The following is a 13,497-nucleotide window of genomic DNA, read 5'->3' on the forward strand; positions in this document are numbered from 1 at the left end:
GCATTCCCACGATGTCACCCATGAATTCTGAACAAGCCAAAGCGCGCACGCCTGCGTTGTCGGCGCAGTCCCTGGACCGGTTTGACCGCGAAGTTGCCAAGTACCCTACGGACCAGAGGCAGTCGGCCGTCATGGCCTGCCTCACCATCGTGCAGCAAGAGCAAGGTTTTGTCAGCGCCGAGAGCGAGAAGCTGGTGGCCGAATATCTGCACATGGCGCCGATAGCCGTGCACGAAGTCACGACCTTCTACAACATGTACAACCAGCAACCGGTAGGCAAGTACAAGCTCAACGTGTGCACCAACCTGCCATGCCAGTTGCGAGACGGCGCTCGGGCACTCAAGCACCTGGAGCAAAAACTCGGCATTGCCATGGGCGAAACCAGTGCGGACGGCCTTTTCACGTTGCAGCAGTCCGAGTGCCTGGGGGCCTGTGCCGACTCGCCGGTGCTGCTGGTCAATGACACCACGATGTGCAGCTTTATGAGCAATGAAAAACTGGACCAGCTCATCGTGGGTCTCCAATCCGCTGAGGCTGAAAAATCATGACGCCCGTAAGCAAATCGAATATCAACGCAGCGGCGCAGCGTGTGTTGTCGCAATTTTCTGCCAGTGGTGTGCAGACCAGTTTTCATGGTCGGCACATCAATCCGCAAATTCTTGCCGACCTTAATGGCAACAACTGGCGACTGAAGGACTATGAAGCGCGCGGCGGCTATCAGGCGTTGCGCAAGATTTTGGCCCAGGGCGACAGTCAGTCGGCCGGCGACACCGTCGCTGTGGGCATGACGCCCGACCAAGTGATTGCCGAGGTCAAGGCGAGTAGCCTGCGCGGCCGCGGCGGCGCAGGTTTTCCGACCGGACTGAAGTGGAGTTTTATGCCACGCCAGTTTCCGGGTCAGAAATATTTGGTTTGCAATTCGGATGAAGGCGAGCCTGGCACCTGCAAGGACCGTGACATCATGCAGTTCAACCCGCATAGCGTGATTGAAGGCATGGCGATTGCTGCCTACGCGATGGGCATCAGCGTAGGCTACAACTACATCCACGGCGAAATCTTTGCCACCTACCAGCGTTTTGAAGAAGCGCTGGAAGAGGCGCGCGCAGCCGGCCTGCTCGGCAACAATATTCTGGGCAGCGGTTTCAATTTCCAACTGCATGCTTCGCACGGTTTTGGCGCCTACATTTGCGGCGAAGAGACCGCTCTGCTGGAGTCGCTGGAAGGCAAAAAGGGACAGCCGCGCTTCAAGCCGCCGTTTCCTGCCAGCTTCGGTTTGTACGGCAAGCCCACCACCATCAACAACACTGAAACCTTCGCAGCCGTGCCGTGGATTATTCGCAACGGTGGCCAGGCCTACCTCGAATGCGGCAAGCCGAACAATGGCGGTACCAAAATTTATTCGGTGTCTGGCGATGTCGAGTTGCCTGGCAACTATGAAGTGCCGATGGGTACGCCGTTTTCAAAGCTGCTGGAACTTGCCGGCGGCGTGAAAAATGCCAAAGGGGGCCGCACGCTAAAAGCTGTGATTCCCGGTGGCTCCTCGTCGCCGGTGCTGCCGGCTTCCATCATGATGGACTGCACCATGGACTACGACTCGATCGCCAAGGCCGGCTCCATGCTGGGTTCCGGTGCCGTGATCGTGCTGGATGACAGCCGCTGCATGGTCGAGTCGCTGAAACGCCTGTCCTACTTTTATATGCACGAATCCTGCGGGCAATGCACGCCCTGCCGTGAAGGCACGGGCTGGCTCTGGCGCGTGGTGGACCGCATCCACAACGGGATGGGTCGCCAGAGTGATCTGGATTTGCTCAATTCGGTGGCGGACAACATTCAAGGGCGCACCATTTGTGCGCTGGGCGATGCAGCGGCCATGCCGGTGCGCGCCATGATTAAACATTTCCGTCATGAGTTTGAGGCCATGATCAAACCACAAATCCATCAGGCTGCAGCCCTCCAGGCCGCAGTTCCGGCTGCAACGCAGGCTTGAGCCGGGGAAAGAAGAAAAAATATGGTTGAAATAGAACTCGACGGCCAGAAAGTGGAAGTGCTAGAAGGCAGCACGGTAATGCACGCTGCTGAAAAAGCCGGCACTTACATTCCTCATTTTTGCTACCACAAGAAGCTCAGCATCGCGGCCAACTGCCGCATGTGTCTGGTCGATGTGGAAAAGGCGCCCAAGCCGATGCCGGCTTGCGCCACGCCGGTCACGCAGGGCATGATCGTGCACACCAAGAACGACAAAGCCATCAAGGCCCAGAAGGGAGTGATGGAGTTCTTGCTGATCAACCACCCGCTCGATTGCCCGATTTGCGATCAGGGCGGCGAGTGCCAGCTGCAGGATTTAGCCGTAGGCTACGGTGCCGGCGAATCCCGCTACGAAGAAGAAAAACGCGTGGTGTTCCATAAAGATGTGGGCCCGCTGATCTCCATGCAGGAGATGAGCCGATGCATCCACTGCACCCGCTGTGTGCGCTTTGGTCAGGAAATGGCCGGCGTGATGGAGCTCGGCATGTCGCATCGCGGCGAGCACGCGGAAATTGAAACCTTCGTTGGCATGTCGGTGGACTCCGAGCTGTCGGGCAACATGATTGATCTTTGCCCGGTAGGCGCGCTGACCAGCAAGCCTTTTCGCTACAGCGCCCGCACCTGGGAACTGTCGCGCCGCAAGTCGGTTAGCCCGCACGACTCCACCGGTGCCAACCTGATTGTTCAGGTCAAGTCCAACAAGGTCATGCGTGTCGTTCCGCTGGAAAACGAAGACGTCAACGAATGCTGGATCGCCGACCGCGACCGCTTTTCTTATGAAGCCCTGAACAGTGATGAGCGCCTGACCAGTCCCATGATCAAACAGGGGGGCGAGTGGCAAACCGTCGATTGGCAAACCGCGCTGGAATATGTGGCCAATGGCCTCAAGCAGATCAAGAGCGAACACGGTGCAGCCAGTATTGGTACGCTGGCCAGCCCGCACAGCACGCTGGAAGAGCTGTATTTGGCCGCGTCTTTGATGCGCGGACTGGGCAGCGAAAACATCGACTACCGCTTGCGCAACGCCGAATTTTCGCCTGTCGCGTCGGTGCACTGGCTGGGTACTTCGATTGCCTCGCTGTCGCAGTTGCAACGCGCGCTGGTGGTGGGTTCCAACCTGCGCAAGGATCATCCGCTGTTTGCGCAACGCATTCGGCAGTCAGTCCGCAAGGGATGCGCGCTCAATGCTATCAATTCAGTAGCTGAGCTGGCTGCTCCGGATGCCTGGGCCATGCCGGTCGCCAACGCGCTGACGACAGCGCCTGATGCCTGGGCCCAGGCCCTGGCTGATGTGGCCTCGGTAATCGCGACAGAGAAGGGCGTTTCCGCACCGGCCGCTGGTCAGGCCACGGCCACCGCCCAGGCCATCGCCAAGTCCATGCTCGGCGGCGAGCGAAAGGCCATCTTGCTGGGTAATGCCGCAGCGCACCACGTCAATGCCTCCAGCCTGCTGGCCTTGGCGCAGTGGATTGGCGCGCAAACCGGCGCCACGGTGGGCTATCTGACCGAAGCGGCCAACACCGTCGGTGCGCAACTGGCCGGTGCCATGCCAGGCAGCCAAGGCCTTCATGCCGGCCAGATGCTGAAGGGCCAACTCAAAGCCGTCTTCCTGCTGAATAACGAGCCGGAATTTGACTCGGCTTCGGGTGCCAGCGCCATGGCTGCGCTGAATGCCGTCCAGATGGTTGTCACGTTGAGCCCTTTCAAGGCCAACATGAGTATCAGTGATGTGCTGTTGCCGATTGCCCCTTTCACGGAGACCTCCGGTACTTTTGTCAACGCCGAAGGGCGGGTGCAGGGCTTTCATGCAGTCGTAAAACCTTTGGGGGACACCCGTCCGGCCTGGAAGGTGTTGCGCGTGTTGGCCAATCTGCTGGGTCTGCCCGGCTTTGAGTTTGAATCTTCGCAGGATGTGCTCAAGCAGATTGCCGATGTTGACGCAAGCCAAATGTCTGCAGATCGCTTGAATCAGCAGCAGGGCAGTGCAAGCCCGGCCCGCATCACCGTGTCAGCCAGTGCCGGCGCGGCGCCTGCCGTTGCCAGCATTTACCAGCTCGACAGTCTGGTGCGGCGAGCCACATCGCTGCAGTTGACCGCAGATGCCCGGCAGGCCCATGCCAGTCAAAGCCTCGAAGGAGCCGGCGCATGATTGAGGCAGTTTACGGCTTTGGCCAAGGCTTGATGGGCGGCGTCTGGCCGGGTACGGTCTGGCCCGTCTTGTGGGCGTTGATCAAGATCGTTTGCCTTCTGGCGCCGTTGATGGGCTGTGTGGCCTACCTGACGCTGTGGGAGCGCAAGGCGATCGGTTTTACGCAGATCCGTTTGGGCCCCAACCGGGTGGGTCCGCTGGGATTGTTGCAACCGATTGCCGACGCGCTCAAGCTGCTGACCAAGGAAATCATCATCCCCACGGCCGCAAGCAAAGGGCTGTTTGTGCTCGGTCCCGTCATGACCATCATGCCGGCGCTGGCGGCGTGGGCGGTGGTGCCCTTTGGTCCCGATATCGCGCTGGCCAACATTAACGCTGGCCTGTTGTTCCTGATGGCCATCACGTCGATGGAGGTGTATGGCGTCATCATTGCAGGCTGGGCATCGAACTCCAAGTACGCTTTTCTGGGCGCGATGCGGGCTTCGGCCCAGATGGTGAGTTACGAAATTGCCATGGGCTTTTGCCTGGTGGTGGTGCTCATGGTATCTGCCAGTCTGAACATGACCGACATTGTGCTGGGTCAGGGAAAAGGCATGGCTGCGGACAGGGGGTTGACCTTCCTGTCCTGGAACTGGCTACCTTTGTTCCCCATTTTCGTGGTGTACTTTATTTCGAGTCTGGCCGAGACCAACCGCCACCCGTTTGACGTGGTTGAGGGCGAGTCCGAAATTGTGGCGGGCCATATGGTCGAGTACTCCGGCATGGCCTTTGCCATGTTCTTTCTGGCCGAGTACGCCAACATGATTCTGGTCTCGGTGTTGTGCGTCATCCTTTTTCTGGGTGGCTGGTTGTCCCCGATTGACAGTGTCTTCTTCAACTGGATTCCGGGCTGGATCTGGCTGGGCATCAAGGCGTTTGTGGTGGTCACGATGTTCTTGTGGGTACGGGCAACTTTCCCGCGTTTTCGTTATGACCAGATCATGCGTCTGGGCTGGAAGATATTCATACCTGTGACCCTGGTCTGGCTGGTGGTCGTCGGGGCCTGGATGCAGACCCCTTACAACATCTGGAAGTGAATATGAGCCCCCACGCTTGTTGCTTCGCGTACTACGCTGCCCCCCGAGGGGGCGCATTTTTCCTTGGGGCGGCCCTGCGGAAAAACATCGGCTCACACGCCTGCGTCAGGAAACTTATATGTCAATAGCATCCGTCAAGGACTTTGTTTCAAGCTTCATGTTGACCGAGCTGTTCAAGGGCATGGCCCTGACCGGCAAGTACATGTTCAAGCGCAAGATCACGATTCAGTTCCCCGAAGAGAAAACCCCGTTAAGCCCGCGTTTTCGTGGCCTGCATGCGTTGCGCCGTTATGAAAACGGCGAAGAGCGCTGCATAGCCTGCAAGCTTTGCGAGGCGGTCTGCCCGGCGCTGGCCATCACCATCGAGTCGGACGTGCGCGAAGACGGCAGCCGCCGCACCTCGCGCTACGACATTGACCTGACCAAATGCATTTTTTGCGGCTTTTGCGAAGAAAGCTGTCCCGTCGATTCGATTGTCGAAACCCATATTTTTGAATACCACGGTGAAAAACGGGGCGACCTGTATTTCACCAAAGAAATGCTGCTGGCAGTGGGCGACCGCTACGAAACCGAAATCGCCGCCAACCGCGCGGCAGATGCCAAGTACCGCTGAATTCATACGCTTAAGTAGCTGGCTCAAGAAAGAATCCAAAGAACATGGACGCTAAAACAGGTCTTTTTTATGTCTTCGCCGCGGTGTTGCTGTTTGCCGCATTCCGCGTGATTACCGCGCGCAATCCGGTGCATGCAGCGTTGTACCTGGTGCTGGCATTTTTTCAGGCGGCGGCCATCTGGATTTTACTTAAGGCCGAGTTTCTGGCTATCACGCTGGTGCTGGTCTATGTCGGCGCGGTGATGGTGCTGTTTCTCTTTGTGGTCATGATGCTGGACATCAATATCGACGGTATGCGCAAAGGCTTCTGGAAGCATTTCCCGCTTGCCGGCAGTGTGGGGGCCATCATTGCGCTGGAAATGTCCTATGTGCTGATGGGTGGGTTCCGCGAGCCCCCCAAATTGGCATCCGGGGCCGTTTTGCCAGGGCAGATTGACGCGCAGGTTTCTAACACTAAAGAGTTGGGCAAGGTGCTGTATTCAGAGTATCTCTATCCGCTGGAAATCGCCGCCGTGATCCTGCTGGTCGCCATCATCGCGGCCATCGCGCTGACCATGCGCGAACGCAAAGACTCCAAATACCAAAATCCGGCCGATCAGATCCGCGTCAAGCCGGGCGACCGGGTTCGCCTGGTCAAGATGAAGTCTGTGGTTGCGGCACCCATTGCCGCTTCTGCGGGCGCAGCTACCGGAGAAAAACAATCATGATGCTGACGCTGGGACATTTTCTTTCGCTGGGCGCCATGCTCTTCGCGCTGTCGGTCATTGGCATTTTCTTGAACCGCAAGAATCTGATCGTGTTGCTCATGGCGATTGAGCTTATGTTGCTTGCGGTCAATATGAACTTCGTGGCTTTTTCGTACTATCTCAACGATATGGCCGGACAGGTTTTTGTGTTTTTCATCCTGACCGTCGCTGCCGCCGAATCCGCCATCGGACTGGCCATACTGGTGCTGCTGTTCCGTAACAAGTCCAGTATCAACGTCGACGAACTCAACACGCTGCAGGGTTAATAAAAAGATGAGCCAAACCCTTTCTGTCGCCGCGCTGCTGGCCGTTCCTTTAGCACCATTGGCCGGCGCTCTGGCGGCCGGTATTCTTGGAACGACTTTTGGAGGCAACTGGATAGGCCGCCGCATGTCGCACAGCCTGACCATACTGGGCGTGCTGGTGGCCTTCATCATCTCGGCCATGACGCTTCGGAGCGTGGTGGTGGATGGCGCGTATTTCAATGAAACGCTCTACAACTGGATGACGGTTGGCAACCTGAAAATGGAAATCGGCTTTCTGGTTGATGGCCTGACCGCCATGATGATGTGCGTGGTGACTTTTGTCTCACTCATGGTGCATATCTACACGATCGGCTACATGGAAGAAGACGAAGGCTACAACCGATTCTTTGCCTATATTTCCCTGTTCACCTTCTCCATGTTGATGCTGGTCATGAGCAACAACATGCTGCAGCTTTTCTTTGGCTGGGAGGCGGTGGGCCTGGTGTCCTACTTGCTGATTGGCTTCTGGTTCAACAAGCCGAGCGCCATTTTTGCCAACATGAAGGCTTTCATCGTCAACCGTGTCGGTGACTTTGGTTTCATTCTGGGCATCAGCCTGATTGCCGCTTACGCCGGCACGCTCAACTACGGCGAGGCCTTTGCCAAGGCCGACGAGCTGTCCAACCTGGTATTCCCGGGGACCGGCTGGATGCTGATTACCGTGATTTGCATTTGCCTGTTTATTGGAGCGATGGGCAAGTCGGCCCAGTTCCCGCTGCATGTGTGGCTGCCGGATTCCATGGAAGGCCCGACCCCCATTTCTGCGCTGATTCATGCGGCAACCATGGTGACCGCCGGTATATTCATGGTGGCGCGCATGTCGCCACTGTTTGAGCTCAGCGATACCGCGCTGAGCTTCATCATGATCATTGGTGCGATCACGGCGCTGTTCATGGGATTTCTCGGCATCATCCAGAACGACATCAAGCGGGTGGTAGCGTATTCCACCTTGTCGCAGTTGGGCTACATGACGGTGGCACTCGGCGCTTCGGCCTATTCCGTTGCGGTGTTTCATCTGATGACGCATGCCTTCTTCAAAGCGCTGCTGTTCCTGGCGGCCGGCTCGGTCATCATCGGCATGCACCACAACCAGGACATCCGCTGGATGGGCGGCGTGCGCAAGTACATGCCAATCACCTGGATTACCTCGCTGCTGGGCTCGCTGGCGCTGATCGGTACGCCGTTATTTGCCGGCTTTTACTCCAAGGACAGCATCATCGAAGCCGTTCATGAAAGCCATCTGATGGGCGCAGATTTTGCCTATTTCGCCGTGCTGGCGGGCGTTTTCGTCACGGCTTTCTATTCATTTCGCATGTACTTTCTGGTGTTCCACGGCAAGGAACGCTACGACCAGAACCCGGATGCCCATCATGACGACCATGCTCACCATGGCGATCACCATGCGCCGCAAAAACCGCACGAGTCCCCCTGGGTGGTGACGGTACCACTGATTTTGCTGGCGATTCCTTCGGTCGTCATCGGTTTCATGACGATCCAGCCGATGCTGTTCGGTGACTTCTTCAAAGGGTCTATTTCCGTCAATCTGGAGCGGCATCCTGCCATGGAAGAACTGGCCAAGCTGTTCCACAGTCCGCTGCAAATGGCGTTGCACGGCTTGACGGCTGCGCCTTTCTGGCTGGCGCTGTCAGGCGTCGTGCTGGCGTACTACATGTACATGGTTAACCCGGCCTTGCCTGCAGCGATCAAGCGCAAGGCACAACCAATCTATACCCTGCTTGAAAACAAATACTACCTAGACTGGTTCAACGAAAACGTGCTGGCCCGTGGTACGCGGGCACTTGGTATGGGCTTGTGGAAGGGCGGCGACGAGAAGCTGATCGATGGTGCCCTGGTCAACGGATCGTGGAAGCTGGTGGGCTGGGTTTCCAGCATGGTGCGACGTTTGCAGTCTGGCTACATCTACCACTACGCCTTCGGCATGATCATCGGCGTTTTCGTGCTGATGACCTATTTCGTCTGGCTCAATCAATAAAGCTTTCGATTATTCAGTCGAAACGAAGAAGGAAGAATAAGAATGGGTTTGTTGAGCCTTGCCATCTGGACGCCGATTATTTTTGGCGTCGTCTTGCTGGCACTCGGTCGTGACGAAAACGCACGCAGTGTGCGCTGGATCGCGTTGATCGGTGCCGTCGTCAGTCTTGTCGTGACCTTGCCCTTGTACGGCGGCTTTGAGCTGGGTACGTCGGCCATGCAGTTCGTCGAGAAAAGCAGCTGGATCCAGCGCTTCAATGTTAACTACCATTTGGGCGTCGACGGCATTTCACTGTGGTTTGTGCTACTTACCGCTTTCATCAATGTAGTCGTCATCCTCGCCAGCTGGGAAGCCATCACCACGCGTGTCAACCAATACATGGCCGCCTTCCTGATTCTCAGTGGCCTCATGATCGGCGTGTTCAGCGCGCTGGACGGTATCTTGTTCTACGTGTTCTTTGAAGCCACGCTGATCCCGATGTACCTGATCATTGGCGTCTGGGGCGGGCCCAACAAGATCTACGCGGCGTTCAAGTTTTTCCTGTACACGCTGCTGGGCTCCCTGATGCTGTTGGTTGCGCTGATCTTCCTGTACAGCAAGTCTGGCGGCAGTTTTGACATTCTTGTGTGGCACAAGCTGCCGCTGGGCGGCACGGTGCAGACCCTGCTGTTCTTCGCTTTTTTTGCGGCCTTTGCCGTCAAGGTGCCGATGTGGCCGGTCCACACCTGGCTGCCCGATGTGCACGTGGAAGCGCCCACTGGCGGTTCAGCCGTGCTGGCAGCCATCATGCTCAAGCTAGGCGCCTACGGTTTCCTGCGCTTCTCCTTGCCTATCGCGCCTGATGCCTCGCACGAATGGGCCTGGCTGATGATTGCCTTGTCGCTGATCGCCGTGATCTACGTGGGGCTGGTCGCGCTGGTGCAACAGGATATGAAAAAGCTGGTGGCCTATTCTTCCGTGGCGCACATGGGTTTTGTCACGCTGGGTTTCTTCATCTTTAATGACCTCGGCGTGTCCGGCGGGATTGTGCAGATGATCGCGCACGGCTTTGTCTCGGCTGCCATGTTCCTGTGCATTGGCGTGCTGTACGACCGCGTGCATTCCCGCGAGATTGCCAGCTATGGCGGCGTGGTCAACACCATGCCCAAGTTTGCGGCCTTTGCCTTGCTGTTTGCCATGGCCAATTGCGGCTTGCCCGCCACGGCCGGCTTCGTCGGTGAATGGATGGTGATCCTGGGCGCTGTCAAATACAACTTCTGGATTGGTGGAGCCGCGGCAACCGCGCTGATTTTTGGTGCGGCCTACACGCTGTGGATGTTCAAGCGCGTTTACCTCGGGCCTGTTACCAATGAAAACGTCAGAGCGTTGCGTGACATCAATAGCCGTGAATTCCTGATGCTCGCCTTGCTGGCCATCGCGGTGCTGTTCATGGGTATCTATCCCAAGCCGTTTACCGACGTGATGAACACCTCGGTGGCTGACCTGCTCACGCACGTGGCGACCCCGAAACTGAACTAAGCAACCCTATCCAAAGAATTCAGATGATTGACAAACTCAGTTGGGTCGCGGTTTTTCCCGATATCTTTCTCGTCACCATGGCTTGCATTATTTTGTTGGCCGATCTTGGGGTGAAATCGCCACGCCGCACCGGCACCTATGCCCTGACTTTGCTGACGCTGGGCGTGGTGGCGGTGATGGAAGCGGTTTACGCGCTGGGCGGCCAAACCTTCTACGGTTTTGGCAACATGGTGGTCAGCGACCCCATGGGCAATTGGCTCAAGTGTTTTTCCTGCATCGCGTTGATGGTCACGCTGGTCTACGGCCGGCCTTACGCCTTTGATCGCGGCATGCTGCGCGGCGGCGAATATTTCACGCTCAGCCTGTTTGCCCTGCTCGGCATGTTTGTGATGATCTCGGGGCACAACTTCCTGGTGCTTTATATGGGACTGGAGTTGCTGACACTGTCCAGCTACGCACTGGTGGCCTTGCGCCGCGACCATGCGACCGCTACAGAGGCAGCCATGAAGTACTTTGTGTTGGGGGCCATGGCTTCGGGCTTTCTGCTTTACGGACTGTCCATGCTGTACGGCGCGACCGGGTCGCTGGACCTCAATGAAGTCTTTAACGCCATTGCCAGCCGTCAAGTCAATCATCAGGTGCTGGTATTTGGGCTGGTGTTCATCGTTGCAGGTCTGGCCTTCAAATTGGGCGCTGTGCCTTTTCATATGTGGCTGCCCGACGTTTACCAGGGCGCGCCCACAGCGGTGACGCTGCTGATAGGCGGCGCGCCGCAGCTCGCGGCCTTTGCCATCTGCATTCGCTTGCTGGTCGAAGGCCTGCTGCCGCTGGCGATTGACTGGCAGCAGATGCTGGCGCTGCTGGCCATCGGTTCCCTGCTGATCGGTAACCTGGCCGCAGTCGCCCAGACCAACCTCAAGCGCATGCTGGCGTTTTCAACGATTTCGCAAATGGGCTTTTTGCTGCTCGGCCTGCTGGCCGGTGTCGTCAACGGCAACCAGATCAATACGGAATCAGCCTACAGCGCCTCCATGTTTTACGCCATTACCTACGTGCTCACCACGCTGGGCGCGTTCGGCATCATCTTGCTGCTGGCACGTGCCGGACACGAGTCCGAGGAAATCGCCGATCTGGCCGGGCTGAACCAGCGCAGTCCGCTGTATGCCGGCGTGATGGCCATCTGCATGTTTTCGCTGGGCGGCTTGCCGCCGCTGGTGGGCTTTTATGCCAAGCTGGCCGTCTTGCAGGCGCTCATTTCATCGCAGCAAACCAGCTATCTGGTGCTGGCCATTTTTGCCGTATTGATGTCGCTGATTGGCGCTTTCTACTACCTGCGCGTGGTCAAGGTGATGTACTTCGATGTGCCCCAGCGCCACAACGCCCAGCCAATCTCGGCCCCCGCCGATGCCAAGGTCGTGTTGGCAATCAATGGCGCGCTGATCCTGATCCTGGGCATCATGCCCGGCGGCCTGATGACCTTGTGCGCAGAATCGATCAGCAGCATCGTCCGGTCTCTGGGCAGCTAGCTTTCCCTTCATGACGCAAACCGCTTCGGTCTGGCTGGTTGTGCTGCTGGCCCTGTTGCTGGCCAATCTGCCTTTTTTCAGCAAGCGCCTGTTCGCGGTGCTGGCGCTCAACACCCCTAAAAGCCTGGCGTTGCGGCTGGCAGAGCTTTTCGCCGGCTATCTTCTGGCAGGTGGATTCGGGCTGTACCTGGAGCAGCGCAACGGACAAATTGCGCCGCAGGGCTGGGAGTTCTACGCCATCACTGGCGCACTCTTCGTGACCTTTGCCTTTCCCGGTTTTACCTACCGATATCTGTTCAAGCACCGCACATGAAACCCGCGCATGGTCCGGACGAGGCCAGCAAGCCAGATCATCCCCATCTGGTCGAGACCACGCTAGGCTCCCAGGAAATTCTCAAAGGCCATTTTCTGCAAGTAATGCGCGATAGCGTCAAGCTGCCCGACGGCAGCCTGGCCACGCGCGAATACGTGGTTCACTCCGGAGCGGTGATGGTGGTGGCGCTGCTAGACGACGGCCGCCTCGTGCTGGAGCGTCAATTCCGTTATCCCATGCAGGCCGTCATGCTTGAATTCCCGGCCGGCAAGTTTGACCCAGGCGAAACTTCGCTGGCTTGTGCGCAACGAGAGCTGCGCGAAGAAACCGGTTACAGCGCGCGCGAATGGGCCAAAGCCGGCGTGCTGCACCCGGTAATTTCCTACTCCACCGAGTTCATCGACATTTGGTTTGCGCGTGGACTGACCCCGGGCCAGCGCAAGCTCGACGACGGTGAATTTTTGGACGTGTTCACCGCCACTCCGGCCGAGTTGCTGGCCTGGTGCGCTAACGGTCAGGTGACTGACGCGAAGACACTGACTGGCATGCTGTGGCTGCAAAACGTGTTGTCAGGCGTATGGACATTGGATTGGCAGCCCGCTGCGCTGTAGCGCCCTCGCGATAATCTGCCTATGAAAGTCCTAAATCTCCAGTGTTCGCAGCAGCATTCGTTTGAAGGCTGGTTCGCGTCCGAGGACGACTTTGTGGCACAACTGTCGCGCGGCCTGATCGAGTGCCCGTTGTGTGCCGACAAAAGCATTTACAAAATGCCCAGCGCGCCGCGTCTCAATTTTGGCGCACAGCAAAGCCAGGGCGCACCCGGCACCGGCAGCCAGGAGTCGCCACCAACCACGTCATCCACGCCGGCCGGTGCGCCCAAGGGCGCTGTCGCTTTAGACCGCGCTACCGATGCTGGGGCGGGCAACCCGGCCGGCGCAAGCCCTGCCGCGCAGGCCGCCTTCCTCAAGGCCTTGCGCCATGTGGTGGCCCACACCGAAGACGTCGGGGAGCAGTTCGCCCAGGAAGCGCGCCGCATGCACTACGGCGAGGTGAGAGCGCGCAGCATTCGCGGCCAGGCCAGTGCGCGGGAAGCTGTGGAGCTGCTGGAGGAAGGCATTGATGTGATGCCCTTGCCGCTGCCTGCGGCGCTGAAAGAGACGCTGCAGTAGGGCGCGCTTGGGGTCTGCTGCCCATTTACCTGCGTCTGGCCAAACGCCGCCAAGACGCTATTAA

The 13,497-nt window shown here is 58.0% G+C and carries 13 protein-coding genes; all 13 read left to right on the forward strand.

The window, feature by feature from the left end; all coding sequences use genetic code 11:
• Window positions 1-20: 20 nt before the first annotated feature.
• The 13 genes from nuoE to HHJ18_RS13715 all read left to right on the forward strand — a co-directional run bounded on the left by nuoE (window position 21) and on the right by HHJ18_RS13715 (window position 13,433).
• Window positions 21-548, forward strand: a complete 528-nt coding sequence (gene nuoE / locus HHJ18_RS13655; RefSeq protein ID WP_296916114.1) for an NADH-quinone oxidoreductase subunit NuoE — start codon at window positions 21-23, stop codon at window positions 546-548.
• Window positions 545-1,987, forward strand: coding sequence for an NADH-quinone oxidoreductase subunit NuoF (gene nuoF / locus HHJ18_RS13660; protein WP_296916116.1), 1,443 nt, complete (start codon window positions 545-547; stop codon window positions 1,985-1,987). The genes nuoE and nuoF overlap by 4 nt, the downstream gene beginning before the upstream one ends.
• A 21-nt stretch (window positions 1,988-2,008) precedes the next feature.
• The gene (nuoG, locus tag HHJ18_RS13665; RefSeq protein ID WP_296916118.1) at window positions 2,009-4,174 is read left to right on the forward strand and encodes an NADH-quinone oxidoreductase subunit NuoG; all 2,166 of its coding nucleotides are present in this window, start codon (window positions 2,009-2,011) and stop codon (window positions 4,172-4,174) included.
• The gene (gene nuoH / locus HHJ18_RS13670; RefSeq protein ID WP_296916120.1) at window positions 4,171-5,250 is read left to right on the forward strand and encodes an NADH-quinone oxidoreductase subunit NuoH; all 1,080 of its coding nucleotides are present in this window, start codon (window positions 4,171-4,173) and stop codon (window positions 5,248-5,250) included. Before nuoG ends, nuoH begins: the two co-directional genes overlap by 4 nt.
• A 118-nt stretch (window positions 5,251-5,368) precedes the next feature.
• Window positions 5,369-5,863: an NADH-quinone oxidoreductase subunit NuoI gene (gene nuoI / locus HHJ18_RS13675; protein ID WP_296916122.1), complete on the forward strand. Its 495-nt coding sequence runs from the start codon at window positions 5,369-5,371 to the stop codon at window positions 5,861-5,863.
• Window positions 5,864-5,907: 44 nt separating this feature from the next.
• Window positions 5,908-6,570, forward strand: coding sequence for an NADH-quinone oxidoreductase subunit J (locus tag HHJ18_RS13680; RefSeq protein WP_296916124.1), 663 nt, complete (start codon window positions 5,908-5,910; stop codon window positions 6,568-6,570).
• Window positions 6,567-6,875 (forward strand): NADH-quinone oxidoreductase subunit NuoK, encoded by a 309-nt coding sequence (gene nuoK, locus HHJ18_RS13685; protein WP_131418801.1) that lies wholly within the window; start codon window positions 6,567-6,569, stop codon window positions 6,873-6,875. The genes HHJ18_RS13680 and nuoK overlap by 4 nt, the downstream gene beginning before the upstream one ends.
• 7 nt (window positions 6,876-6,882) lie before the next feature.
• A complete protein-coding gene (gene nuoL / locus HHJ18_RS13690; RefSeq protein ID WP_296916126.1) occupies window positions 6,883-8,907 on the forward strand; it encodes an NADH-quinone oxidoreductase subunit L in 2,025 nt (674 codons plus the stop codon).
• 42 nt (window positions 8,908-8,949) lie between these two features.
• Window positions 8,950-10,425 carry an NADH-quinone oxidoreductase subunit M gene (locus HHJ18_RS13695; protein ID WP_296916127.1) on the forward strand — a complete coding sequence of 492 codons (1,476 nt, stop codon included), beginning with the start codon at window positions 8,950-8,952 and terminating at the stop codon, window positions 10,423-10,425.
• A 23-nt stretch (window positions 10,426-10,448) separates the two neighbouring features.
• Window positions 10,449-11,951, forward strand: coding sequence for an NADH-quinone oxidoreductase subunit NuoN (gene nuoN, locus HHJ18_RS13700; RefSeq protein WP_296916128.1), 1,503 nt, complete (start codon window positions 10,449-10,451; stop codon window positions 11,949-11,951).
• 10 nt (window positions 11,952-11,961) lie between these two features.
• A complete protein-coding gene (locus HHJ18_RS13705; RefSeq protein WP_296916129.1) occupies window positions 11,962-12,264 on the forward strand; it encodes a DUF2818 family protein in 303 nt (100 codons plus the stop codon).
• Window positions 12,261-12,875 (forward strand): NUDIX hydrolase, encoded by a 615-nt coding sequence (locus tag HHJ18_RS13710; RefSeq protein WP_296916131.1) that lies wholly within the window; start codon window positions 12,261-12,263, stop codon window positions 12,873-12,875. The genes HHJ18_RS13705 and HHJ18_RS13710 overlap by 4 nt, the downstream gene beginning before the upstream one ends.
• A gap of 21 nt (window positions 12,876-12,896) precedes the next feature.
• Window positions 12,897-13,433, forward strand: a complete 537-nt coding sequence (locus HHJ18_RS13715; protein ID WP_296916133.1) for a DUF1178 family protein — start codon at window positions 12,897-12,899, stop codon at window positions 13,431-13,433.
• Window positions 13,434-13,497 lie beyond the last annotated feature (64 nt).

The organism is Polaromonas sp. (assembly GCF_012927455.1).
Classification (GTDB): domain Bacteria; phylum Pseudomonadota; class Gammaproteobacteria; order Burkholderiales; family Burkholderiaceae_C; genus Polaromonas.